Raw genomic sequence first — 23,599 nt, 5'->3', positions numbered from 1 at the left:
GTTAATAAATTTGCTTTAATTTGGGGTCAAGGGCATCGCGCAACCCATCGCCAAGCAAGTTAATGGAAAGTACGGTGACCAGAATAGCAACCCCGGGCATGGTCACCATCCACCAGGCGCTATTCATATAATCGCGCGCGGAAGCCAGCATTGAACCCCACTCAGCCAGCGGAGGCTGTACGCCAATCCCGAGAAAACCTAGCGCTGCGGCATCCAGCAGCGCGGTTGAAAAGCCAAGGGTTGCTTGCACGATTAACGGGGCTGCGCAATTTGGCAATACTTGCGAAAACATCAGCCGAAAAGTGCTTGCCCCTGCTACGCGGGACGCAACCACATATTCTTTGCTTAACTCAGCCAGTGCCGAAGCGCGAGTGAGCCGCACATAACCGGGCAGAGTGACAATTGCGATGGCATACATTGTATTGGTGAGTCCTGGGCCGAGTATCGCGACTACTGCAACGGCCAATAAAAGCGCAGGTAATGCCAGCAGCACATCAATCAGACGCATGATAGGCGCATCCAGCCAGCGCTGAAAAAATGCAGCGCATAAGCCAAGCACGGTCCCTAGCGAAAGCGCGAGTAAGACTGAAATGCTGCCGATCCAAAATGATAAGCGCGCCCCATATATTAACCGAGAAAGAATGTCGCGCCCGGCTTGATCTGTGCCCAATATAAAGCGCCAAGAACCATTTTCTTGCCAAGCAGGGGGGACGCGAATCGCATCTCGATATTGCTCAATCGGATCATACGGCGCGAGTACAGGTGCGAAGATTGCAGTAAGCATAAGTGCGATAAGTAGCGCGCCTGCTAAGACTGCTCCCCGATGGGTGCGGAAATGCGCCCAAAATTCTCTTAAGTTGGATTCGTTCATTGCTACCTCGAATGGCGAATACGCGGGTTAAGCACGCCGTATAACACATCGACCAGCAAATTAACGATGATAACGAGTGTAGCCAGCACTAAAATGCCACTTTGCACAATCGGATAATCGCGCCGGTTGATGGCATCAATCAGCCATTTGCCGACCCCGGGCCAAGAGAAAATCGTCTCGGTGAGTACTGCGCCTGAAAGCAGTGAGCCAACTTGCAAGCCAATCACGGTTACCACCGGAATTAATGCATTGCGTAGCGCATGGACGATGATCACGCGGCTTGGCGAGAGCCCTTTGGCGCGCGCAGTGCGAATATAGTTCTCACGCAAAACTTCGAGCATGGAGGAGCGGGTCATACGCGCAATCACCGCTAGCGGAATGGTACCTAATACAATGGATGGCAAAATTAAATGATGTAGGGCAGAACGAAAAGCGCCTTCTTGGTCAGAAAGCCAGGTATCAATCAGCGTAAAACCGGTAACCGAGGGGATATCATATTGAATTGCCAAGTGCCCTGATACAGGCACCCAACCAAGCTGTACGGAAAAAAACATAATGAGGATTAATCCCCACCAAAAGATCGGCATTGAATAGCCTGCTAGCGCGATGCTCATCATTGCGCGATCAAGCAGCGAGCCGGGCTTAAGCGCTGCCAAAATACCCGCCGGCAAACCAATCAGGAGGGCGAAACAAAGCGCTCCCAATGAGAGCTCAAGCGTTGCCGGAAAGCGGGCTAAGAATTCATCCATAACGCTGGTATGAGTGGCGAGTGAAATACCGAGATCACCGTGCAGAACCTTTGATAAATAACGCAGATATTGCACCGGTAATGGCAAATCCAGTCCGAGGTGGTGCATCGCTTCAGCATGAGCTTCTGGCGTAATGCCGCGATCGCCCATCATGATTTCGATGGGGTCGCCGGGAATCACATGAATGAGCGTAAAGGTAAGTACCGTAATGCCGATAAAAGTCGGCACGAACATACCAAGACGGTGGAGAATAGATCGCAACATAGCGTTATTTTATAACTGATGACTTCAGTGATTGTACGGCAGACCAACCTAGCATGGTGTGCGGTCAGCTAAAATACGCTCACTATGGTTTCTTCTTTAACTTCCGTATTATCTAACATGCGGCGCATTGATCGTGAGCAGCTTCGTATGCTTTTATCGTCCTCTTTACAAAAATTGACGATTGAGGTGGTTGACGAAACGGGTTCGACGAATGCGGATTTAATCGCTCGTCTAAAGACTGTGAGTCAGCCTAGATTGCCCATCGTGCGCGCTGCGTATCGACAAACAGCTGGGCGCGGGCGACATGGGCGGCCATGGGTTGCCTCGCCTGGCAATGCGTTACTTTTTTCGTTTGCTTGTGAAATACTTCGGCCACCGGCTGAGCTGGCCGGACTTAGCCTTGCCGTAAGTACCGCAGTGATGGCTGGATTACACGCTCTGATGCCCACGGACATGCATCGTCTGGCGTTGAAATGGCCGAATGATATTTTGCTGGATGGCGCAAAATTAGCGGGTATTTTGATTGAAATTGCGCGCAGCAGTCATACTTCAAGTATGGCAGTGATCGGGATTGGGCTCAATCTTGATGGTGAGGCGGCGTTAGCAGCCCAGTTGAGTGCGCAGGCTAATCCACCTGCGGTTTTAGCACGCGTATTGCCGCAGGTTGCGATGACCAATGTGCTGGCGCATCTGCTGAATGCCCTGGCTGCCATGCTCGAGCGTTTCAGTGAGCATGGCTTAGCGCCTTTTTTGCCAGCATGGAATGACAGCCATGCTTATGCGGGCAAAAAAGTATTTGTATTAGAGGGTAATCGTGAAATTCTAAGGGGTATTGCAATGGGCGTTGACGCATATGGTCGATTGTTGATTGATACGGGCAACGGCATGCAAACCCTTGCCAGCGGCGATGTTTCTTTGCGAGCGCATATTCTGTAATATCGCCGGTTTTTACTTACTTTGCCTATAAACAGGCTTTTTTCAATAAATTCATAATGTTTTCTGTTTCATCAGCAGCTCCTTTTCTTTTAATCGATGCGGGTAATAGCCGCATTAAATGGGCGTTGGCCGACGCAGGTGGTGTGCGTTTTGCCTCCGGCGCTTTTGCACACGAACGCGGCGCTTTACTTTCATTGCCAGAGCCGGATTGGTCGATGTTGCCAGCGCCAGGTAGCGTTTGGATTGCCAATGTGGCGGGAGAACGTACGGCGCGACGGCTTGAAACTTTAACCAGCACCCGCTGGCCAGATGCACCGCGTCATACGATAAACGCGCAGCCTTATCAGTGTGGGGTGCGCAATGGTTATCGGGATTACCGGCAACTCGGCAGTGACCGTTGGGCAGGTCTGATTGGCGCGCGCGCAACGTATCCAGCAGAACATCTATTAATTGCTACTTTGGGCACTGCCACTACACTGGAAGCACTTTATGCCGACGGCAATTTTGCGGGTGGTTTGATCGCGCCTGGCGGAACCATGATGATGCACGCATTGGGGCAGCATACCGCGTTGCTGCCGACGGCTGAACAAATGACGAGAGAGTGCGAGTCACAGCAGAATGGCGAGCAAGTTGGAGCCTTATTTGCAACCGATACGCAGACGGCGTTGCATGAGGGTTGTTTACTTGCTCAAGCGAGCTTAATTGAGCGTGCTTGGCGCGATTTATCCACGCGCATAGGCGCTCCGGTGCGATGCGTATTAAGTGGGGGGGCAGCGCATAGCGTGGCACGCTTATTGGCCATTGATTACTCATATCATGAGCACTTAGTACTTACGGGGCTTGCATTAATTGCACGAGAGCAAATGTGCGTTTAATGATCGTTAAATTCGTATGGCCTAAGTTTTAGGATGGTTTACGCCTCATTATTGCCCTAGTATCAAACTATAAAGTTATGCCGTAAGCGCTATAAAGAATCGGCGCTGAATGACTGTAAAGCTTAGAAAGTTGATGCGGGGCAATCATGCAAGAGGTGCCACATCGTGTTTAAAAGGCTTTTGGGTTTCACCTCTAAGACAAAGCAAGATTTAAGTCATCAAGCCACTTTAAATTCCAATGCTTCGAGCCGGGGAACGCCCCATTTAAGCGAAAGAAATAAACCATTAAAAGGTTCGCTTAATGAGGTTTTAGGGTTGTTGAAAGAGAAAACCTTGATTAATTCTAATCTTCGGCACACCCCTAATAAAATCACACCTAAGAAGGGTTTTTTAAAGAAAAAATCCGACAAAGAAACCATAAAAATTAGTGAAAAATTCAATAATAGTGATCTTTTTAGGGCTTTAGGGTTTTTGCAAGCCGCGCCATCTCCAAAGCATGTCTTGGTAGCAGACGGTTCATTAGAGAGTGGGGTCCAATTTGAATGGATTAATCCTCATCGGAAATTTTTTCCTGCAACCCAAGTAGAAGAACAAAAGCTAGAGACAAAAATGAACTTTGCGCTACAAGCATTGGATAAACTTTTGACTCATCAGTTCAATTTTTTAAATGGCACGAATAGCAAAGACTATGACGGACAAAATGCACATTGGCCGGTCCAGACAACGCAAGAGGGTGTCAACGCGAAGTATCAGCAAGCCTTCAAAAATTTAGCAGAAGATTTAACTCAGGAAGTTGAGGAATATATCCATACATTCAGTTTAGACTCGGAGAATAGAGATTCTCTAGAGATTTTGAGGCTTGCGCGCGAATTTGAGGCGTTACCAGAAAAAAGGGAAGCCGTAGGCGAGTTCTCAACACATGGCGTTGAGGCTCGAATTTCATGGATGCCTTCCGCTGAAGTGGCTTCTTTAAGTCAAGAAGAAAAAGCTGAGTTTGATGCAAAAGCGATGCTTGCAAATGAATTATTAAAGAAGAAAGAGCAAAAATTAAAAGAAATTATAGAAGAGGAAAGACTGGCTGCCTCAAAATACGTTGCGAAAAAAATGCTCTTTCTAACCACACAAAAACTGGACGCGCCTAGATCAGGTCGATCTAGCAGTCGAAGCCTGCAAATCAGGGCACTTGAGAATAGGCTGAGGCAAAAGATACGGGATCTTAACGGCCAAATGAAAGCAAGAGAGAAGTAAGGGGAAATCGCCTCACTTAGCCTGAAAAGGTGCGTGCTTTACGCAATAAGGCAGACGTTGAGCGCTGATGCTCAAATGGAATCGCCAGTGCTTGTCCGCCCCAACCCCTTACCAGCTTGGCTTCTGGCAATGTTTCCATATCATAATCACCGCCTTTAACGAGTATATCGGGCCGCAACGCATCAATCAATGTGATTGGGGTGAATTCTTCAAAGCACACCACCCAATCTACACATGCAAGTGCGGCGATAAGGGCCATGCGATCTGCTTCATGATTAATTGGGCGATCCTTGCCTTTGCCCAGTAAACGTACCGACGCATCGCTATTCACGCCAACGATTAAACATGCGCCCAATGTGCGCGCTTGAGCTAGATAACTGACATGGCCACGGTGCAAAATATCGAACACTCCGTTGGTAAAAACAACGGGTGCTGAAAGGGTTGGGCGTTTTGCTGCGAGCTGTTCGCGAGTTACGATTTTTTGTTCAAAATGAGTCAGCATAGGAAATACGTTTTTGAATGTCATCAGCTTGCTATAATACGCTTTCTCTTGGGGCGTTAGCTCAGTTGGTAGAGCAGCGGACTCTTAATCCGTAGGTCGAGCGTTCGAGCCGCTCACGCCCCACCAGATTCTATAAGGGTTTTACCAAATTTCTTGGCATAGGTTGATTGTGCTTTGTGTAATCGTGCCAGCAAAATAGCTAGGATGATTCTCATCCTCTGCCCAAATTTATCCATTGCCGCCTGAATGTGTTGTCCGTTCTGGTGCGAATAGCGTTCAACCATTGCTAGTGTTTTATGCCCACTGATCCGTTTAACAGTAGGCAAATCGATACCTGCCTGAACAAGGTGTGTGATGGCGGTATGGCGCAAGGTATGACGTACCACGCTCCTAGGGTCAAGTCCGGCAGCGAGGACGGCTTTAATAAAAGGCTTGCGAATATCAACGGTGTGACCCGACTTTGCGGCGGGTGATGGAAATAGCCCGAGCGTACCAGGCTGTAGCGCCGCTACATAGTCTGCTACGTCAACAACAGGAAATTTTGGAAGAGGTGCGGTGACTGTTTTTTTGCTCAGTGGCCTGGAATATAATTGAAATATCAGATTAGGTAATGACTAAAACAGATGACATTCCTTTTGTGATCCCAGGGTTTTTGAACAATCGCTACCCGTCTAATTTTTGCTTTATCTCTTTTATTTCTCGTCTGAGCTCTGCTTCTAGCTCTTCTTCCGTTGGCAAATGAAATTGGTATTTACTGGCAAAAACTTGCTTAGTCTTATCACCAAGCGTATATTGAACCATTGCGTCACTTTTATCAGTACAGAGTATCAGACCGATCGTCGGGTTATCGTCTTTTGCAATAATTTCCCGGTCAAAATAATTAACATATAACAGCATCTGGCCTAAATCAGCATGTGATAGTTTTCTAATCTTAAGATCAATAATGACGTAACATTTTAAAATGACATGATAGAAGACAAGATCTGCATAAAAATGATCGCCATCTAAGGAAAGCCGCTTTTGCCTTGCCACAAATGCAAAGCCTTTACCCAACTCTAATAAAAAATGCTGTAGATTATTTATTAAAGCTTCTTCGAGTTCTGATTCAACTAATCGATGTGATTCTGGTAGATTGAGAAATTCAAGAACCATGGGTTCTTTAATAGTATCCTCTGGTTTAGTAATTTCCTGACCTTTACAGGCTAGCCTCATTATGCCATCTCTATCTTTGCTTCTAGCTAGCCGATCAAACAATAAGCTCGCAATCTGCCTTTCAAGTTCTCGACCCGACCAATGATTTCTTTCGGCTTCAATTTCATAGAACTGCCGTGCTTCAGGTCGATCCAATCTCATCAACGCACGGTAATGGATCCACCCTAGCCTAGCATTCAATTGCTTTTCTGATTCACCACGCACTGCGTGGTGAATTGGCATGTGATCAGAATAAATCAAGTAGAATTGGCGGATATCTCGTAAAGTAGAAATACCGAATCCGCGACCATATTTCTTTGTAAGCCTCTCTGAAAGTGCGGGCAATAAATTGCTCCCATATTCTGCCCGTGTATGCCCTTTTTGCTCTGCTTGCACTATATCACGACCAATACACCAGTAAGCACTGACCATTTGTTTATCGATAACACGATAAACAGTTTGGCGAGCGCTATCGATGTAACTTTCGGCTTGCTTGTAAAGTTGCTCAATAACCAAAGGCATTAAACTAATTTCATTAGAAGTTAATTTCTTATCTTGCATATACGATTCAAAATTTCTAAATTAATAGAACAAATTTCTTTCTGCGATTAATGAGATATGTAACCCAATCGCTATCAAACTGGCCCCGGGCCGCTTATCGGTAAATCTCACGTCGATTGACGATTTGTGTAACATAAGGACACGCAAAACATCGCCTTAAATAGGGCTGTAAACTGGAACCGCAGAATATGGAGCACACGATATATTCTGCGGCTTTAACACATACTATACCAGTGGCCCGCTTATTCACCCCTTCCTATTTCATCCGTTGCCCATTCTTCTAATTGAGCGGCCAGGGTTTCCACCTCAGTGATAAATAGCGCGGAACTGACTTCCGCCAGATCGAATAAGCTTTCCATTGTTCTCGGCGCAAGCGCTGGATTCTCGTTTGGCATATTCATCAACTCCAAATTGTTACGCGCCAGCTTACAGAGTGTGCCTAAGCCAGAGACTAGCTTGATTGCCTGTTCTAAACTATTAAGAATAGAAATTGTATTGAGTTCGGCACGTTGCATGGCAGTACGAGTGCGAGAACAGAAAGTATCTCGCTCAAACTCAAGAGGGTGGGGAACAAAAACGGTATGCTCAGAATAAGCAGAAGCAGGTAGAGGCCATGATTCAATCTCCTAAAAAGCCGCATGGCGGCTGTCCGCCTTCCGTTTTCCAAGCTGTCAAACCTGATCGCACCTGTATATGCGCCGAATAAATACTATCGCTAGTATTGAACTAAGTTAAATAAATATATTGCCGTTATAAGCAAATAAATTGCCCGGGACTGTAGCATGTAGTATCTCCGGTTTAGGGACGTGATTTGGATTCACCTTTGAGCCACGAGCGCCTTCGGCCCCCTGCATCGGCACAAGTCTAATCAGAATATCTTGTGCGAGTATCATGAGCGGGGCTGTAGGCTCTTTATTTTGATCGCGTTATTTCGGCTTGTATCTGCTACTGGAGTAAGTTCTCAGATCAAATAATACGCAAAACGGTTTATTCAGGGCCAACTAAAAAGTTTGTGTAATTTCTGTGTAATCGCGCATAGAAAATTACACAAAAATGAAGAATTACATAAAATAGTAGATAGTGCGATATTTAGCTAAACCCTTTATAAACAGGCGTTTTTAGAAGATTTGAGCATGATCCAGAACAGATATCCTGATTACTACTTAATCCGTAGGCCGAGCGTTCGAGCCGCTCACGCCCCACCATATGCCATAAGATGCAGTAATTTCAATTTTTCCAGCCAGATCGGGATAAAAAAAGCATGAAGAGCCGGAAGTAAACGTTCAAAACATGTTTCCATGTTTCATCAGCATGAGCTGGGGGATTGGTTTAAATTGGGGGCATTATAAAAATTTTATCTTGCTATACGAATGACGCAGATCTAGCCGGCACGAGCCTGAGGGTTTTGAGCCAGCCCTTCAGATTTTTGATGTTTTCGAATGCGACAAGATCATGCTCAAGGGCTTGGATGTTTTTCTGGAAACTTTTGATTTCAATAGCGAGATCTTTTAAAACGCTATCTGGGGACAGCTCCTCGAAAGGCCCAATTCCGTAAGTGTGCCGAAATGTAGCTTCGACATGCCGGATTTCTTGATCCAATTCGAGAACTTGCTCTTTCAAGACTTTATTGTAGTGTTTCAGCCGGTTTTCGCTGATGCTATTGATCGAATGTTGATCGATATGCTCCAGTTCCAGTTGCAGCTCTAACAACTGCAATAGGTTGTTCTTGGCATAAGCGGCATTGACACGTTGCATCAGTTTGGTTTTCCGATCCCGTTCTTGCGGATCAACTTCTCGATCGGGGTGCAGAGTACTGGCTAATTTTCGATAGACCTCACGGATGGAAAGGCTGATCTGCGCCTGTTCTTCTTGTGCGCGAGCTTCTGCTGCACGTTGTCTGGGCGACTTTTTTCTTGCTGTCCGACGGGCTTCCCGCGCTGTAGTTTCAGCTTCCGTTTTTACTTGTTTTTGCTCGATATGTGCTTGAGCATGGTGCAATAAATCTTCCGGCGAGCTGATGTCCAGATCGTCGCCTAGATCGACACCGAGTATCATCTCCAACACCGATTTCATATCGTCAACTTCGCTAGCCGTTTCGCTATCGTAGTCGATCGGGTTGTATTTATTGTAAATGGTCTTCAAGCTCTCCTCTTCGTCGATCAGATCACGCGCCCAATCGACGATTACGGCAGCGGTCTTGCGACGCTCGGTTTGGGTTAGCTCCTTTCGGCCATAGGCCCGATCGAGGCAATGTACCATCTGGATTTGCAAAGCGCCCGACGCCTGTTCAAGAGGCAAGAGATCGTTGACGTACCGTTGTTGAAACGCGAGTGTCGCAGTTTCCCAAGCGCCAAGCCGATTGCGGCGCTTATCAATCTGTCTGATCAGAGAATTGAAAGCCTTTTGTTCTTTCGATAGGGCCAGGTTGCTTTGAGCAGGTGCTATGTTAAGAGACCAATTGTTTGCCATAGTCATACGCTGGATTTTTACTGAAAATAAGAGAAAAATAAGATTTCTTTTATTCTAACGCGAGATACGGCTCAATCTCTACAAGGTCAAGCAAGAATGAGGACATCCATTGCTTGAGCTATCATTTTTCTTCAATCAATGCTTAGTGAAGCAAGATAGAAAAAGAAGTGCTACTAATGCCTGGTCAGCGTTTTTGGATCTGTGATCTGGGTAAGCGAAAAACGGAACATTTCATTCTGACCATTCTTTGAATAGACGAATGCTCCCAGTTCAATATCAGAAAAATAAAAAACGACTGCAGGCGGAAGCGTATTTTGAATAACGCATGTGCCCTGGTAAAAATGCTCACTGGGCGTTTTAGAAAACGCCAGTCCGGTGACGGTGATTTCTTGACCTAGCTGCCAATTGGCGCTGTTATGGATGGCCGCTAGCACCCCTCTCAGCGTATCGTCTTTTGTAGGGGTTGAAATGGGATGGCTATTCTTTAACAAAAGCCCTTTATCCATTAACTCGAAAAAGTAGTCCCATACCTTGTCTAACTTGTCGGACTCCATGAGCAGTTGTTTTAGCGTTGCGATTGAGTAATCCATAGAGGCCTCCGCTTATTTGCCTGCCACGCTTTCTTTAAGCGCCTGACCGGCTGAAAACGCCGGGACCTTCTTGGTCTTAATCTGAATCTCTTTTCCAGTCTGAGGGTTACGACCCGTGCGAGCTAAGCGTTGGTTCACTTTAAACGTCCCAAAACCTACTAACTGAACGGACTCCCCTTTTTTCAAAGTCTTGGCTATTTGACTAAGAACACTTTCCAGAGCTGCTTTTGCTTGCATTTTCGACAATTCGCACTCTTTTGCAACAGCCTCAACTAACTCCATTTTATTCATTCATTTATCCTTGTTACGTAATTTCTCAAAGTTTTATGCCTTAGTAATTTATAAACTTCCGATCTTCCATGGTTATTTGGATCTTACCTAGCGTCGCCTATGCCGCGCCCCTATACCAAGGAACCTCAACATCTTATGTCACTCAGAGCAATTGTGCTATGTTTTCTGTTGGCTAAAATATAGCAATTAGTTATTGAAAATGATCAGACGATAAAAGAGGATTTTAACCGGTGGCTGGCTCGGGCTGAGGTAGGATAGATGGACTGTCGTATGCTTAGCGCGAGGGTTTGGGTTAATCTATTGGAGATCAGCTAGATTCAGCGACGACTCTAGTCGGTGTATGATTGCGCCCTACTTTTTTATTGTGCCATGTCTACAACTCATCAAGATCCAATTATTGCCATTGCTACTGCTCCTGGTCGGGGTGGGATTGGCGTCGTACGTATATCGTTTGGTAAATTGGGTACAGAGGTAGTGGCGCGGTTGATGTTAGCGGTTTGTGGTCAGGAGCTTACGCCGCGTCATGCGACTTATGTGCCATTCCTGGGCGCCCAAGGTGAGGTTTTGGACCGCGGTATTGGTCTGTATTTTGTTGCGCCGCATTCCTATACTGGTGAGCATGTGCTTGAGTTGCAAGGGCATGGTGGGCCAGTTGTTTTGCAGTTATTGTTACAACGTTGCCTGGCGGTGCATGAGGTGCCCCGTTTGCGTTTAGCTGAGCCTGGCGAATTTACGCGCCGGGCTTTTCTGAATGATAAGCTTGATCTAGCGCAGGCCGAAGCGGTGGCTGATTTGATTGAGGCGAGTACGGAGGCCGCTGCCCGTTGCGCTGGGCGCTCGCTGGATGGGGTGTTTTCACGTGCGATTCAGCGGCTGGTGGATGACTTAATTCGCCTGAGAATGTTGGTTGAAGCAACGCTGGATTTTCCGGAAGAAGAAATTGATTTTCTGGAGGCGGCAGATGCCCATGGCAAATTGGCTGCACTGCGCTATGCATTGACCCAGATTCAAGCGGATGCGCGGCAAGGTGCATTGTTGCGCGAAGGACTTTCAGTCGTCTTGGTCGGCCAACCTAATGTTGGTAAATCTTCATTATTGAATGCACTGGCTGGCGCAGAGCTAGCGATTGTGACGCCGATTGCTGGCACCACGCGCGATAAAGTTGCGCAGACGATTCAGATTCAAGGGATCCCGCTGCATATTATTGATACCGCAGGTCTGCGCGAGACAGAAGATGAGATCGAGCAGATTGGCATTGCTCGTACTTGGCAGGCGATTAAGCAAGCGGATATTGTGTTGCATCTGCTAGATGCCCGCATAGGTTTCACACCTGAGGATGAGGCAATTATTGCGAGCTTGCCGGCGGGCGTGCCAATACTTCAAATTCATAACAAAATCGATTTGCTTGCGGAGGCGGCTGGTGCAGATGCAGCGGCGGAAGCTCAAGCTATTGTCGTACGCTTATCCGCAAAATCAGGTGTTGGGATTGACCATTTGCGCGCACAGTTGCTTGAGCTTGCGGGTTGGCAGGCTGGGACTGAAAATATTTATTCGGCACGTGAGCGCCATTTGATTGCGCTGCGTGCGGCCGCTCAACACCTACAGAATGCGGCAGAGCAGGCCGCGCAGCATGCACAAGCGCTTGACCTTTTTGCTGAAGAACTGCGTTTGGCGCAACTCCGGCTCAATGAAATCACGGGTGAATTTACTTCAGATGATCTATTGGGCGAGATTTTTAGCCGATTCTGTATTGGAAAATGATATAAGGTTTTTTAACGTCCAGAGAAATCTTTAAATGCCTTTAATCCATATTGAATGCTGACTTTTTTGTTCTTATAATGTCCGGGTAGATACACAGGCAGCCGATGATTTTTATGTCCAAGTATGTGTCCAAATGACTGCTTGGACATATGGAGGGGCTATGCCGCTGACCGATATACTGCACTAAAAGCCTTGAGGCCTAAGGACAGGACCTACACCGTGAGCGATGAGCGTGGTTTATAGTTGAGGTATTCCCGACCGGGGGCATTGTGTGGCGTTATCGCTACCGGTTCAGTGGCCGGTATGGAAAGCTGACGCTGGGCAAGTATCCTGCCCTGACCCTGAAAAATGCCCGTCTCAAGCGGGATGAGGCCGCATGTGCGATTTACAGACATCAGCTTGCTATAATACGCCTTCTCTTGGGGCGTTAGCTCAGTTGGTAGAGCAGCGGACTCTTAATCCGTAGGTCGAGCGTTCGAGCCCGCTCACGCCCCACCATAGCCCATAAGGGCTTTGCCAAATTCCTGGGTATCGGGTGATTTGGCTTTGTGTAATTGTGCCAGCAAAATAGCTTGGCCTCGGCAATCCTCATCCTCTGCTCAAATTTATCCATTGTAAAAGCCTAGCAGAGCCCAGGTTATAATTGCAATTACATATTGCAATCAAGAGATTTCCTAATGGTTCCATTTCCTATTACCTCTATTACGTTATCTTCTACTGGCAGAGGTTTTAATGCTTTCTCAATCGACACATTGTTGACTTATCTGGACCTTCCCCTCCGTGCAGATATGGAAATGAATCCCGAAAATATTATAAAAATATTTACTAATACTGTTGACGAGATAATGGAGCGAAAAGAAGGGCTATTGAGTTTATCACTGGAAAATTGGCTATTTTTTTCGAAATCATTAATTAAAATTACGGAAAAATTAATATACAAAAAATTCGAAAATGAAAGTTCTGCAAATAAAAACATCAAGGATTTTTTAAGTTATATAAATAAAATAACCCTATTTTTTAACTCGTTAGAAAACATTGGATTGGAAAAAGAAAGTGTAGCTGCTTATCAAGCAGCATACTCTGTTATTCTTCATAAAATAATGGAAATGTATTTTTCGAATTTATCACCAGAAAATTTATCATCTGTGTCGCTAGCTTTGATTGAGCCGCAAGCAAAATTGGCAAATAAGAAGATCACGCTATTACTAAATTATGCAAACAAACTTTTTCCTTTTTCTATCGCACAAGGAGAATTTAAACAAACAGAAGAAAGCATAAATTCTTGCAGAAAAGCATTTTCTGTTATTTTTAATGAGATAGGGAATCATAAAAATGGACTATCGAATTTATCGATAGAAAGCTTATCAGATATTTTAACAACTGTGACTAAGGCATATATAAAAGGTGTGCTATCTGAAAATCAGTTTATAGGGATTTTTCGAATTGTTTTTAATGAATTGGCGCGAAGTTCGAATGAAGGTAAGCTTAAGGATTTGCCGATAGAAAAAATGCTTATTTTTGCAGATGCTTTGGTTGAGTCTAAGGAGATTTATAAAAAATCATCTAATTTGTTTACGTCTTTCGATAATAAAGTAGAAGTGGGCAGTAAAAAAACTTCACTATTGCCAATCATAAAAAGACGGCTTGATACAAATTTGAGTTATTTAAATGCATTTTTAATGATTTCTAATTTTATTTTTAGTTCAAGATTGAATAGTTCAACTACTTTATTGGTGAAGGCGGCTAAAGATGATTTAACAAAAAAAGTTTCTAAAGACTTCTTGGCTATGCGGTCATCGATAGTAGAAGCTCAAAATACTTTTGCTATTGAAAATTTATTACAGCAAACATTAGAAGTGCCGCTAGAGTCGTTAAAATCAGTTGAAAGAAGCAATCAGAGGCAGACCGCATTGCTAGAAATGCCGCAAGAAAAGCAAAATAAATTGGAGACAGTCCAGAAAAATTTGGAAGATTTCGTTACTTCTTTAAAAAAAGTTGTGCAAGCCTTGGTTTTTGAGATAGCTAGTTCTAAAAAACAAGTAACGGAAAAAGAAAAATCATCTCTTCAGGTTCTTTTTAGAGTTGCAGAAACTATTGAGTTTTCTCAAGAAATTCAAAAGAAAATGAAGTGGTTTGAAGCAGATACAGCAGAAAAAAATGGGTGGTTTTATGCGCGATCCGATGTCAATGCCCCTAAGGTAGGCAAGGCTAAAGCTATTTGCCCAGCATAGAATGGCAAAAAGCATTTGCATTTAATCAAGGTGTTCGTCGCTGCTTGGATAAGAGAGAATCGGTAAAGAGTAGCCCTCCCCCCAAAAGTAGTGCCACCTAAAATAGAAAAATGCGGCTCCTAGAGGTCCTCTGTTGAGGGCTCATTCTGCATTGACGGGCGAACTCAGCAGGTGTCATCCATTCGTGTGCAGAGTGGGGACGATCTTCGTTATAGTACTGCCGCCATGCCTCGATTTTGCCCTTTGCATTGTCTAAAGACAAGAACCAATGTACGTTCAGATATTCCTGTCGGAAGCGACCATTGAACGACTCTACTTTGGCATTATCCGTAGGCCTACCTGGCCTAGAGAAATCTAGCTCGACCACCTTGTTCATAGGCCCATTGCTGCCTCAAGCGCGCAGCTTTGTTCTGCCTCGGCGATATGTCTAATGACAATCCTATTGCTGGTAGAGGCGATATACTCGCTTGTGGTTGTCCTTCCAGCCTTCACGTCGTAGTAGCACCTACACGCGTCGATAACCGTAATGTATTCGCGACAGGGTCATATCTTTGTATGCATCATTAAAGATGCGGCATCTCTAGCCTGAGCTGGATATCTTTATCATCGCACAGGCCTGAAGCTGACTGGCGCTCCATACCACTGTGCGATACCTCAGCCTACGATCTATGGGCAAGAAGGCCTTAATGCTTTTTTGAGAATACATCCTGTAGACATACCTTATCTAGCGACAGTGAGCAGACTATTCTGCTTTAGGCGGCGTAATTCCGAAGGCCCTAGCCCTCCATATTTCTTGCGTCAGCTATAGAATGTCGCTTGAGATATTCCCCCATTCTATAATGGGACTTAAAAGTAGAGTTTAGCCGACGAATTATGCTGCCAGCGCGATCTTTTATGCAGATGAAGCTAAAAAAAGACACTAAAAATAAAGCGGAACGGTGTTGACAGAACGAAAGGGGATTACGCGCATACGACTTTTACTATAGCAAGTTGGCTCAGTGATACGCCAACTTGCTAGTGGCAGCGGATGAAACACATCAATATCGCTTAGTAGAGAAAAGAGTGGTCGAGTGGTTAACTTTTCAACGATTCTCGCTCAAAACCAAAATTTAATCTCTCTGGTATCTTTCACGTTTCACCCCGCCGTAACGCTTTTTGCTTAAGTTTCAGTACTTACCGTGAGATTTTTGGTTTCTGTGTCATCGGTTTCCTCATTGATGATACTGATTAGCGCCTGGAGATTTTTATTTTCTGTTTCATCGTTTCTCTTATTAAATGCGTTGACTAATTTATTGAGTCTTTCGTCATTGTTTTCCTCATTGAGCAAGTCAATTAAATCATTGATATTTTTGATTTCTTCATTAACAATTTCTTCATGGAGTATATCGGTTAAACGATTGAGATTTTTTATTTTTGTGCCATCGATTTGCTTATTGAATGCACCGATTAGTGTATTGAGAGACTCGATTTCTGCATTACCATTTCTCTTGTTGAGTATATCTGCTAATTTATTGAGTATATCATTGACAGGAGTTGAATCTATATCGTCAGACGATATGTTTGATACAAAGGCAGAAGGAAATCCAGAGGCCTGTCGATAATTTATGCCGATTAATTTATTAATTTTCTCGATTATTTTATCCTGTTCTTTATCTTCTAGTACGTCGATTAATCCATTTATATTTTTTATTAGATCAGGGGATTCGTCTCTCGGCAAAAATCCCACGAACTCTTCAAAAATTTCAAGTAAATTATTTTCCTCATTATGTGTTATTGATTTAATTCTCGTTATGCATCTTGGTCCAACAAGGCATTCGCATTCCCCACTATTAAGCGTATTCCCAGGTAGACCAGAGATATTGACGGCCGGCATACCCCAAAAATATCTTATTGTCGGCGTCCTAATAGAAAGCTGATTTGCTTCACGGCTTATATAGTCCAAGGCTATATATTCTGAAATGCTACATGACAATGGCGAAGGAGAATACATAAACCTTCCTTCTTGCATGGAATAATCGAGTTGCTGCCCACGGTAGATTGGGCCATTTTCTACCATTGATTGAAGTTGATAAATTTTCCCATCATATTCTTTTATATGCTTTCTGAAAAAAGCCCCCATTATTTCTAATGTTTCTAAAAAAATAGAGGATAGAGCATAGAATTTATCGTTTTTGAACGTCTCTATGATATTTTTTCCACCCCATGCTTCTTCTGAATGTTTATGTTTTCTTGTATCGGAGGTCTCTTCAATTGTTTTTTTAATAAAAACTACGGCATCGCTATAGCTTTTTATACCTGTTTCTTCACGGTTCATTGCTGAAATTATTATTTTAATCAATTCCCCATTGCACACATAATCTTTCAGGATTTTTATCCCTATACTCAATTCCGGCCGGTCTGAAAGTAACTGAGTAATTATATTTTTTGAATATGAAATATAATCGCTCCCATAATTTTTATGGAATAAATCTATTTTTTCTCGCAATTCGTCTCTTGTGATTTTATGTTGAGGGAAACCAACATGCACAGATGACTCTTCATTATTAACTAATGTGTCTTCAGGTGAAAAGCATCGTGTCTCACCAAAGAACTCTAGAGGTACTCTTTTGGGCTGATGTAAATTCTCATTTGCACTGCCTCTTATATTTAATTCCTCTAGTTTTGTAGGGTATTGCATATGAGAATTTCCCCGTGCCGTTTCAGTAACAACTGACGCGCTTGTGGATTGTGGGGAAGTAGGGGGAGGGGTATTGGGTCGTAACGATATTGGGTTAACCACTTTTTATCCTTTAAATAGGTAAAGTACAAGATAATATTCTTTCAAAACATTATCAAACACACTTTGATAAGTCACTCTGCACAAGTTCCTCCACATTCTGTAACTTCTGCAAGTCAAGGCATAGTGGAAGGAAGTGCTCAGAAAAATATAGAGTTAATTTTACACTGATGTAAACTCGTTTTCATAGACATTTTTAAATTACTAAACTCCGTAAAGGAGGTTTGTAATGCATCAAAGCAAAGCGCTGTATCCATGGACATTTTGTGAACAAATTCTAGAGCCCGTGCAAGAGCGCTAATACGCTATCTAAAGAGTTCGGATGCTTGTGCTAAAACGATCTAAATTGGGTAGCAGATGCTATGTTCATGCTGACGAATGCAGGTTTTCTCTATCCGGCCATTGCCTTGGGTGTGTGGGGCTGGGCGATCGGCGAGTCTCTTGTGACAGAATATATGCTCGATGCTTTGAGTGTGGCGCTTGAACACTGCCAACCCCCAAATGTGATCTATCACAACGATCAGAGGTGTCATACGAATTACTCGATCGTCGAAAATTTAAGTGCAATCTGATGCGCGCCTAGTTGTATCTACATGGGTTGAGGCTTGGTGCAACTCCAAACGTGGAGATTCTGCACTCGATTATGTCTCACCTATTAATTTTGAAGGGAAATACTTGCAAAAAAACGACATGCTTAATCGTTGTGAGTTTGATGACCTTCTACACGAGTTAGGCAATCTGAAGTTGGGTAAGGTGGATTCTTTTTTGCCCAGTGTCCATGCCAATTGATTGCGCTGCGTGCGGCCGCTCAACACCTACAGAATGCGGCAGAGCAGGCCGCGCAGCATGCACAAGCGCTTGACCTTTTTGCTGAAGAACTGCGTTTGGCGCAACTCCGGCTCAATGAAATCACGGGTGAATTTACTTCAGATGATTTATTGGGCGAGATTTTTAGCCGGTTCTGTATTGGAAAATGACTGTGCCATCGTGGTGTGCCAGCATTTAAATGCCCCAAATAATATCGGCATCTTGCTGATGCGCAGTACGCATCATATCAAGTAATGGAAAAGCGCGTTGCGCAAGTCCGACAGGTATTTCATCGGAGGCCTCGTTTTTGTCATGCTGATGCTCCGCCCGCGCTAGCGCCTCTTTTTGTTGTGCGTTATGAATCGCAGCCTCTAAGCGAGCGATGGCTTGCGCCAGTTCATCGTGGCTAATCACGCCCCGCTGATCGAGCTGTTTGCCGATGATGCTGAGTAAGAACTGCGCAAGATTATTGAGCATGATAATGTCAGGAGCGGCTTTTGATTTAAAAGTAATCAGCATAGGATGTCCTTGAATTTGGTGAGGGTAGACCGAATGCTTCACATCACTGCTAGAATCCTAGTTTCTGCGCAAATGCGCGCATTTCGTTCCTTTGCCTTGCATGTTACCAGCCCAAAAACAAATTATCGAATCCATTTTTATTGACGCGGTTAAGAATTTAGCACCGTCATTTGCGCATGAGGTGGATTTACCTATCACGCTTGAGCGCCCTAAAGTTGCCGCCCATGGTGATGTGGCCAGTAACCTCGCGCTACAGCTGGCCAAACCGTGGCGGATGAATCCGCGCCAGCTTGCACAGCAGCTCGCCGATCACGTATGTGCCCATCCGCGCGCGTCAGGTTTGATTGAGTCGGCTGAAATTGCCGGGCCAGGCTTTATCAATTTGAAGTTATCTGCTGCGGCAAAGCAAGCGGTGGTGTTGGCTGTGCTGAATGAAACCACGACGTTTGGGTGCCTTGAGGCCGCGGCTGAGCAACCCGCCAGGCGCGTGCTGCTTGAATTTGTGTCCGCTAACCCGACAGGTCCGCTGCATGTGGGGCATGGTCGGCAAGCGGCGTTAGGCGATAGCTTGGCGAATGTGCTGAGTACGCAAGGTTGGTGTGTGCATCGCGAGTTTTACTACAATGACGCGGGTGTGCAAATTCATAACCTTGCGTTATCGGTGCAAGCGCGCGCGCGCGGTTTGGCGCCGGGGCATGCAGATTGGCCGGAAACCGCTTACAACGGAGAATATATTGCTGAAATCGCGCGCGATTATCTTGCGGGAGCTACGATCGTAAGGCCAGAGGCTGAGCCGGTAAAGGGCTTAGGTGAGGTGACTGATCTCGACGCCATCCGGCGTTTTGCCGTGGCGTATTTGCGTCGTGAGCAGGATATGGATTTGCAGGCGTTTGGGGTTAAGTTCGATCAATATTATCTTGAATCGTCGCTATATAGCGATGGTCGGGTTGAGGCAACGGTCGCCGCGTTGGTGGCGGCTGGCAAAACATATGAACAAGAGGGTGCGTTATGGTTACGCACCACGGATGAAGGCGATGATAAAGATCGGGTGATGCGTAAAACCGATGGGAGTTATACGTATTTTGTGCCGGATATTGCTTACCATGTGACAAAATGGCAGCGCGGCTTTCATAAAGTCATTAATGTGCAGGGCTCAGATCACCATGGGACGGTGGCGCGCGTGCGGGCTGGTTTACAGCAATTAGGGCTGAATATACCGCCGGGCTACCCAGATTATGTGTTGCACAAAATGGTGACGGTGATGCGCAATGGCCAGGAAGTGAAGCTTTCTAAACGTGCAGGCAGTTATGTGACCGTGCGTGATTTGATTGAATGGTCAGGTGGCGGGTCAGGCGCATCAGAAAAACGACAGCCCGCCTTGGCGAATGATGAAATCCGACGCGGCCGCGATACCGTACGCTTTTTTTTAGTTTCTCGTAAAGCTGATACAGAGTTTGTGTTTGACATTGATCTGGCGTTGCAGCAAAGTGATGAAAATCCGGTGTATTACGTGCAATACGCACATGCGCGCATTTGTTCAGTGCTGGCGCAGTGGGGCGGAGATTCGTTGACGCTGGCGCAGGCGAATCTTGCGTCTCTGGTCAGTCCGCATGAGAACGCATTACTCAAATGTCTGGCGGAATATCCCGAGATGTTAACGCGCGCGGCGACAGAGCTTGCACCACACGCTGTGGCTTTTTATTTGCGCGAGCTCGCCGGCCAATTCCATGCGTTTTACAATGCTGAACGGGTTTTGGTTGAGGATGCCGCGCAGCGCAGTGCGCGGTTAGCGCTGATTGCGGCCACCCGCCAGGTTTTAGCGAATGGTTTAGCCGTACTTGGCGTAAGTGCGCCGACCAAAATGTAATTGAAAGCCCCCATGATGAATGGGCCTTATTTTAGAATTATTTGGGTAGTGTTTGAATGATGAAAAAGCAGCGCCGTGCTTCTAAGCAAAGCGGAGGAACGCTTTTGGGTCTTGTGCTTGGCCTAACTGTTGGCTTGGCGATTGCGATTGTGGTTGCATTATATGTGACGCGCGGGCCTACGCCTTTTGTGGCAAAGAATGGTATGCCGCCTAATACGGAGAATGTAAGCAATCCAACTAATGCTGATCCCAATCGTTTGTTGCAAGGACATCCTCCTAGCCGGCCGGCAGCGCCCGTTGGACAGTTTTCTGAGGGTTCGACGTCGCCACGATTAAACTCTCCTAGCGACCCGCAGGTTATCGAAGTGCCGTTGGCGACTGCGCCGAATGGGCCAGTGGCCAATAAACCAGAGGGAGCGCTGAATGGAGCGAATGCCAGTTATGCGTTGCAGGTCGGCGCATATAAGACAAAAGCGGATGCCGAGCAGCAGCGGGCTAAGCTAGCGTTGCAAGGTTTTGAATCGAAAATAACGCGCTATGAGGGCGCCGGTATTTTGTACTATCGTGTGCGGCTGGGTCCATTTACGCAGTTTGAGCAAATGAATCGGGTGCGCTTGCGGTTAACCGAGGCGGGTATTGATACAGCGATTATCCGTTCGCCAAACAGTCCATGAAATGCCTTGGTTTAGATGATATATTTTTGTATTTTTAACTCGATAGTGGTTATAGATTGATATGAAAAAATCGCTTAGCGTTTTACTTGCCTTTATCTTTTTTGCAGTCAGTGGTGTTTATGCTTCGGCGCTTACGCCGCAAGCGGGCAAACACTATAAAGTGCTGAAAACACCTCAGTCAGTGAGTGTGCCCGCAGGCAAGATCGAAGTGATTGAGTTTTTCTGGTACGGTTGTCCGCATTGCAAAGATTTTGAACCTCTAATTGAAAGCTGGGCTAGCAAGCAAGGCCCTGATGTGGTTTTTAAGCGTGTACCGATTGCTTTTGACGCCAGCCTTGAGGTCTATCAGAAACTGTATCATGCCCTTGATAAACTTGGGGTTGCAACTCAAATGGCCCCCAAAATCTTTAAGGCCATTCATGTTGATAAAAACTATTTGCAAACGACTGAGGCGCAAGTAGAATTTGTTGCGCAGCATGGTGTGGACAAGCAAAAATTTCTTGATATTTATCAATCTTTTAGTACGGCAGCAGAGGTACGGCGTGATAATCAATTGATGGCGGATTATAAACTTACGGGGGTGCCCGCCTTAGCGGTACAGGGGAAATATGAGGTTTCGCCGGCGCTGACAAATAGTTTGGAAGGGGTCATGCCGGTGTTAGACTTTGTTATCTCGCAGATTCGCGCGAAAAAAATGTGAGTTCGCTGTTAAAACATCAAAAGCCTGCAAACGGGGAGCCGGTATGAAGGTTGCACCCAGATGCTAACTATCATGGAGAAAGGCGTTATGAAGCGAAAATTAATTGTTGCTGGCTGTGCGGGTTTATTCTTGCTGAGCGCATCATTAGTGGCTGCAGCTAAGCCTGCCGCGCTTAAGTCGTTAACCATTTGTACGGAAGCGAGCCCCGATGGTTTTGATGTAGTTCAGTACAATGCATTAGTGACCACGAATGCGAGTGCCGATCTTATTTTTAATGGCCTGGTTGCTTTCGATGAGGCGACCAGTAAAGTCGTGCCTGCCTTGGCCGAGAAGTGGGACGTGAGTGCGGATGGCCTAAGTTATACTTTTTATTTACGCCAAAATGTTCATTTTCATACACGGGGCATTTTTAAGCCGAGTCGTGCCTTTAATGCGGATGATGTAGCATTTACCTTTGATCGCATGCTCAATCCGGCCAACCCGTGGCATAAGGTGGCAGGCCCTAGCGGTTTTCCACACGCGCAATCCCTGCAATTGCCTGAACGGGTGCAAGCCATCCAAAAACTTGGCCCGAATACAATCCGCTTCACGTTGAAAAAACCCGATGCTACCTTTTTGTCGGTGTTAACAATGGGTTTTGCTTCGATCTATTCAGCCGAATATGCAGATCAACTACTCAAAGCCAATCGCTTCTCAGATTTTAATTTAGAACCCGTAGGCACGGGCCCATTTAAGCTGCGTAATTATCAGAGAGATGCGCTCATTCGTTATGACCGCAACCCTCAGTATTGGGGCGCGCGCCCACAGATTGACCAGCTTATTTATGCGATTACCCCCGATCCAGCCGTGCGCGCGCAAAGGCTGAACGCTGGAGAATGCCAAGTTTCATTGTCGCCACGGCCGCAAGATGTGAGTGCAGCGCGGGCAGATCAAGTGTTAAAAATCGTTGAAGCCCCAGGTTTCATGACGGCTTTCGTTGCGCTGAATACGCAGCATAAACCGCTCGATAATAAAAAAGTGCGCCAAGCGATTAATTTAGCCTTTGATCGCTCCAATTATTTGAATACTTTATTTAACGGTACGGCTTTGCCTGCTAGCAATCCCTATCCGCCAGGTACTTGGAGTTATGCACAAAATCTTCAACCCTGGCCGCATAACATTGCGCGCGCCAAACAATTGCTCGCTGAGGCTGGCTATCCTAAGGGCTTCGAGACGGTCATCTGGACTCGTCCAACCGGGAGCACTTTAAATCCGAACCCACAAACGGGCGCTGAATTATTGCAAGCTGATCTTGAAAAAATTGGCATCAAGGCGCAAGTAAGGATTGTTGAGTGGGGTGAGTTAATCCGTGAGGCGAAACAAGGCGCACATGATCTCTTGTTTATGGGCTGGGCGGGTGACAATGGTGATCCAGATAATTTTCTGACGCCGCAATTTAGCTGTGCAGCGGTACGTTCGGGTACCAACTTTGCGCGTTTTTGTCAGCCTGAATTAGATAATTTGATTGCTCAAGCCAAGGTTACAACGGATCAAGCGCGGCGTACGCAGTTATATCTTGCCGCGCAGAAAATCATTTACGATGAAGCGCTGTGGATTCCGATCGGCCACCCTAAAGTGACTGCATTGACCCGTGGCAACATTGTTGGATACCGCGTGAGTCCATTTGGGCGGCAGAATTTCACTGCTGTATCCGTTAATTAAATGGGTCAGCTAGCGT

General features: G+C 45.7%; 22 protein-coding genes, 2 tRNA genes and 2 pseudogenes. 14 read left to right on the top strand and 12 right to left on the bottom strand.

The features are described from left to right. Window position 1: 1 nt before the first annotated feature. Together MPB2EB_RS08145 and MPB2EB_RS08140 are read right to left on the bottom strand one after the other, a co-directional pair. A complete protein-coding gene (locus MPB2EB_RS08145; protein ID WP_185181814.1) occupies window positions 2-871 on the bottom strand; it encodes an ABC transporter permease subunit in 870 nt (289 codons plus the stop codon). A gap of 2 nt (window positions 872-873) precedes the next feature. Then, complete coding sequence (locus MPB2EB_RS08140) at window positions 874-1,884, bottom strand: ABC transporter permease subunit (protein WP_185181813.1); 1,011 nt, start codon at window positions 1,882-1,884, stop codon at window positions 874-876. A gap of 117 nt (window positions 1,885-2,001) precedes the next feature. Here MPB2EB_RS08140 and MPB2EB_RS08135 point away from each other — a divergent pair, with 117 nt between their 5' ends. The 3 genes from MPB2EB_RS08135 (at window position 2,002) to MPB2EB_RS08125 (ending at window position 4,943) form a co-directional block, all read left to right on the top strand. Then, entirely contained in the window at window positions 2,002-2,820 is an 819-nt protein-coding gene (locus tag MPB2EB_RS08135; protein WP_185181812.1) for a biotin--[acetyl-CoA-carboxylase] ligase, read from the top strand. 56 nt (window positions 2,821-2,876) lie between these two features. After that, window positions 2,877-3,695 (top strand): type III pantothenate kinase, encoded by an 819-nt coding sequence (locus MPB2EB_RS08130; RefSeq protein WP_185181811.1) that lies wholly within the window; start codon window positions 2,877-2,879, stop codon window positions 3,693-3,695. A gap of 165 nt (window positions 3,696-3,860) precedes the next feature. Beyond that, entirely contained in the window at window positions 3,861-4,943 is a 1,083-nt protein-coding gene (locus tag MPB2EB_RS08125) for a hypothetical protein (RefSeq protein WP_185181810.1), read from the top strand. A gap of 16 nt (window positions 4,944-4,959) precedes the next feature. On the opposite strand, the gene rfaE2 is transcribed toward MPB2EB_RS08125, so the two are convergent. Continuing rightward, on the bottom strand, window positions 4,960-5,445 hold the full coding sequence (gene rfaE2 / locus MPB2EB_RS08120; protein WP_185182717.1) for a D-glycero-beta-D-manno-heptose 1-phosphate adenylyltransferase: 486 nt from the start codon (window positions 5,443-5,445) through the stop codon (window positions 4,960-4,962). A gap of 50 nt (window positions 5,446-5,495) precedes the next feature. Here rfaE2 and MPB2EB_RS08115 point away from each other — a divergent pair. Continuing rightward, window positions 5,496-5,571, top strand: a tRNA-Lys gene (locus tag MPB2EB_RS08115). Here the strand turns inward: MPB2EB_RS08115 and MPB2EB_RS08110 are convergent. The 6 genes from MPB2EB_RS08110 to MPB2EB_RS08085 form a co-directional block, all read right to left on the bottom strand. Beyond that, window positions 5,559-6,020 (bottom strand): tyrosine-type recombinase/integrase, encoded by a 462-nt coding sequence (locus MPB2EB_RS08110; protein ID WP_232534525.1) that lies wholly within the window; start codon window positions 6,018-6,020, stop codon window positions 5,559-5,561. The genes MPB2EB_RS08115 and MPB2EB_RS08110 overlap by 13 nt on opposite strands. Before the next feature lie 88 nt (window positions 6,021-6,108). Continuing rightward, window positions 6,109-7,197 carry a YhcG family protein gene (locus tag MPB2EB_RS08105; protein WP_198422334.1) on the bottom strand — a complete coding sequence of 363 codons (1,089 nt, stop codon included), beginning with the start codon at window positions 7,195-7,197 and terminating at the stop codon, window positions 6,109-6,111. 242 nt (window positions 7,198-7,439) lie between these two features. Next, the gene (locus MPB2EB_RS08100; RefSeq protein ID WP_185181809.1) at window positions 7,440-7,712 is read right to left on the bottom strand and encodes a hypothetical protein; all 273 of its coding nucleotides are present in this window, start codon (window positions 7,710-7,712) and stop codon (window positions 7,440-7,442) included. Window positions 7,713-8,559: 847 nt separating this feature from the next. Further along, window positions 8,560-9,666: a molecular chaperone DnaJ gene (locus MPB2EB_RS08095; protein WP_370576600.1), complete on the bottom strand. Its 1,107-nt coding sequence runs from the start codon at window positions 9,664-9,666 to the stop codon at window positions 8,560-8,562. 173 nt (window positions 9,667-9,839) lie between these two features. After that, window positions 9,840-10,256: a hypothetical protein gene (locus MPB2EB_RS08090; RefSeq protein ID WP_185181807.1), complete on the bottom strand. Its 417-nt coding sequence runs from the start codon at window positions 10,254-10,256 to the stop codon at window positions 9,840-9,842. Window positions 10,257-10,268: 12 nt separating this feature from the next. After that, complete coding sequence (locus tag MPB2EB_RS08085) at window positions 10,269-10,547, bottom strand: HU family DNA-binding protein (protein ID WP_185181806.1); 279 nt, start codon at window positions 10,545-10,547, stop codon at window positions 10,269-10,271. A 369-nt stretch (window positions 10,548-10,916) separates the two neighbouring features. Between MPB2EB_RS08085 and mnmE the strand changes: the two genes are divergently transcribed. From mnmE to MPB2EB_RS08065, 4 genes are all read left to right on the top strand, one after another. Next, window positions 10,917-12,308 (top strand): tRNA uridine-5-carboxymethylaminomethyl(34) synthesis GTPase MnmE, encoded by a 1,392-nt coding sequence (gene mnmE, locus MPB2EB_RS08080; RefSeq protein WP_185181805.1) that lies wholly within the window; start codon window positions 10,917-10,919, stop codon window positions 12,306-12,308. 269 nt (window positions 12,309-12,577) lie between these two features. Next, on the top strand, window positions 12,578-12,739 hold the full coding sequence (locus MPB2EB_RS08560; RefSeq protein ID WP_232534436.1) for an Arm DNA-binding domain-containing protein: 162 nt from the start codon (window positions 12,578-12,580) through the stop codon (window positions 12,737-12,739). Continuing rightward, window positions 12,730-12,806 (top strand) — tRNA-Lys (locus tag MPB2EB_RS08070). Before MPB2EB_RS08560 ends, MPB2EB_RS08070 begins: the two co-directional genes overlap by 10 nt. A 179-nt stretch (window positions 12,807-12,985) precedes the next feature. After that, the gene (locus tag MPB2EB_RS08065; protein ID WP_185181804.1) at window positions 12,986-14,539 is read left to right on the top strand and encodes a hypothetical protein; all 1,554 of its coding nucleotides are present in this window, start codon (window positions 12,986-12,988) and stop codon (window positions 14,537-14,539) included. A 97-nt stretch (window positions 14,540-14,636) separates the two neighbouring features. On the opposite strand, the pseudogene MPB2EB_RS08555 reads toward MPB2EB_RS08065, so the two are convergent. Next, window positions 14,637-15,367, bottom strand: a pseudogene (locus tag MPB2EB_RS08555) (integrase core domain-containing protein); the annotation flags it as partial. 331 nt (window positions 15,368-15,698) lie between these two features. Further along, entirely contained in the window at window positions 15,699-17,216 is a 1,518-nt protein-coding gene (locus tag MPB2EB_RS08050) for a hypothetical protein (protein WP_185181802.1), read from the bottom strand. A gap of 461 nt (window positions 17,217-17,677) precedes the next feature. Here MPB2EB_RS08050 and MPB2EB_RS08045 point away from each other — a divergent pair, with 461 nt between their 5' ends. Both MPB2EB_RS08045 and MPB2EB_RS08040 read left to right on the top strand, forming a co-directional pair. Beyond that, the gene (locus MPB2EB_RS08045; RefSeq protein ID WP_185181801.1) at window positions 17,678-17,887 is read left to right on the top strand and encodes a hypothetical protein; all 210 of its coding nucleotides are present in this window, start codon (window positions 17,678-17,680) and stop codon (window positions 17,885-17,887) included. A 213-nt stretch (window positions 17,888-18,100) separates the two neighbouring features. Continuing rightward, a pseudogene (locus MPB2EB_RS08040) lies at window positions 18,101-18,292 on the top strand (tRNA uridine-5-carboxymethylaminomethyl(34) synthesis GTPase MnmE); the annotation flags it as partial. 25 nt (window positions 18,293-18,317) lie between these two features. Here MPB2EB_RS08040 and MPB2EB_RS08035 read toward each other — a convergent pair. Next, complete coding sequence (locus MPB2EB_RS08035) at window positions 18,318-18,641, bottom strand: DUF1840 domain-containing protein (protein WP_185181800.1); 324 nt, start codon at window positions 18,639-18,641, stop codon at window positions 18,318-18,320. 100 nt (window positions 18,642-18,741) lie between these two features. On the opposite strand from MPB2EB_RS08035, the gene argS reads away from it, so the two are divergent. The 4 genes from argS to MPB2EB_RS08015 all read left to right on the top strand — a co-directional run bounded on the left by argS (window position 18,742) and on the right by MPB2EB_RS08015 (window position 23,583). Then, window positions 18,742-20,508: an arginine--tRNA ligase gene (gene argS, locus MPB2EB_RS08030; RefSeq protein ID WP_185181799.1), complete on the top strand. Its 1,767-nt coding sequence runs from the start codon at window positions 18,742-18,744 to the stop codon at window positions 20,506-20,508. Between the two features lie 56 nt (window positions 20,509-20,564). Further along, a complete protein-coding gene (locus MPB2EB_RS08025) occupies window positions 20,565-21,182 on the top strand; it encodes an SPOR domain-containing protein (RefSeq protein WP_370576598.1) in 618 nt (205 codons plus the stop codon). Window positions 21,183-21,243: 61 nt separating this feature from the next. After that, complete coding sequence (locus MPB2EB_RS08020; protein ID WP_185181798.1) at window positions 21,244-21,882, top strand: thiol:disulfide interchange protein DsbA/DsbL; 639 nt, start codon at window positions 21,244-21,246, stop codon at window positions 21,880-21,882. Between the two features lie 87 nt (window positions 21,883-21,969). Beyond that, entirely contained in the window at window positions 21,970-23,583 is a 1,614-nt protein-coding gene (locus MPB2EB_RS08015; protein ID WP_185181797.1) for an ABC transporter substrate-binding protein, read from the top strand. The last annotated feature ends 16 nt before the right edge of the window (window positions 23,584-23,599 follow it).

The sequence above is a fragment of the Mycoavidus sp. B2-EB genome, from assembly GCF_014218255.1.
In the GTDB taxonomy this organism is placed as follows: Bacteria; Pseudomonadota; Gammaproteobacteria; order Burkholderiales; family Burkholderiaceae; genus Mycoavidus.
Note: the sequence above shows the minus strand (reverse complement) of the source record. Positions and strands in the feature narration are given on the sequence as shown.

Excerpts from the sequence above, each read along its gene's own strand:
- MPB2EB_RS08145 (WP_185181814.1), bottom strand. The coding sequence starts at position 871 with ATGAACGAATCCAACTTAAGAGAATTTTGGGCGCATTTCCGCACCCAT.
- MPB2EB_RS08140 (WP_185181813.1), bottom strand. The coding sequence starts at position 1,884 with ATGTTGCGATCTATTCTCCACCGTCTTGGTATGTTCGTGCCGACTTTT.
- MPB2EB_RS08135 (WP_185181812.1), top strand. The coding sequence starts at position 2,002 with ATGCGGCGCATTGATCGTGAGCAGCTTCGTATGCTTTTATCGTCCTCT.
- MPB2EB_RS08130 (WP_185181811.1), top strand. The coding sequence starts at position 2,877 with ATGTTTTCTGTTTCATCAGCAGCTCCTTTTCTTTTAATCGATGCGGGT.
- rfaE2 (WP_185182717.1), bottom strand. The coding sequence starts at position 5,445 with ATGCTGACTCATTTTGAACAAAAAATCGTAACTCGCGAACAGCTCGCA.
- MPB2EB_RS08105 (WP_198422334.1), bottom strand. The coding sequence starts at position 7,197 with ATGCAAGATAAGAAATTAACTTCTAATGAAATTAGTTTAATGCCTTTG.
- MPB2EB_RS08100 (WP_185181809.1), bottom strand. The coding sequence starts at position 7,712 with ATGCAACGTGCCGAACTCAATACAATTTCTATTCTTAATAGTTTAGAA.
- MPB2EB_RS08095 (WP_370576600.1), bottom strand. The coding sequence starts at position 9,666 with ATGGCAAACAATTGGTCTCTTAACATAGCACCTGCTCAAAGCAACCTG.
- MPB2EB_RS08090 (WP_185181807.1), bottom strand. The coding sequence starts at position 10,256 with ATGGATTACTCAATCGCAACGCTAAAACAACTGCTCATGGAGTCCGAC.
- MPB2EB_RS08085 (WP_185181806.1), bottom strand. The coding sequence starts at position 10,547 with ATGAATAAAATGGAGTTAGTTGAGGCTGTTGCAAAAGAGTGCGAATTG.
- mnmE (WP_185181805.1), top strand. The coding sequence starts at position 10,917 with ATGTCTACAACTCATCAAGATCCAATTATTGCCATTGCTACTGCTCCT.
- MPB2EB_RS08065 (WP_185181804.1), top strand. The coding sequence starts at position 12,986 with ATGGTTCCATTTCCTATTACCTCTATTACGTTATCTTCTACTGGCAGA.
- MPB2EB_RS08050 (WP_185181802.1), bottom strand. The coding sequence starts at position 17,216 with ATGCAATACCCTACAAAACTAGAGGAATTAAATATAAGAGGCAGTGCA.
- MPB2EB_RS08045 (WP_185181801.1), top strand. The coding sequence starts at position 17,678 with ATGTTCATGCTGACGAATGCAGGTTTTCTCTATCCGGCCATTGCCTTG.
- MPB2EB_RS08035 (WP_185181800.1), bottom strand. The coding sequence starts at position 18,641 with ATGCTGATTACTTTTAAATCAAAAGCCGCTCCTGACATTATCATGCTC.
- argS (WP_185181799.1), top strand. The coding sequence starts at position 18,742 with ATGTTACCAGCCCAAAAACAAATTATCGAATCCATTTTTATTGACGCG.
- MPB2EB_RS08025 (WP_370576598.1), top strand. The coding sequence starts at position 20,565 with ATGATGAAAAAGCAGCGCCGTGCTTCTAAGCAAAGCGGAGGAACGCTT.
- MPB2EB_RS08020 (WP_185181798.1), top strand. The coding sequence starts at position 21,244 with ATGAAAAAATCGCTTAGCGTTTTACTTGCCTTTATCTTTTTTGCAGTC.
- MPB2EB_RS08015 (WP_185181797.1), top strand. The coding sequence starts at position 21,970 with ATGAAGCGAAAATTAATTGTTGCTGGCTGTGCGGGTTTATTCTTGCTG.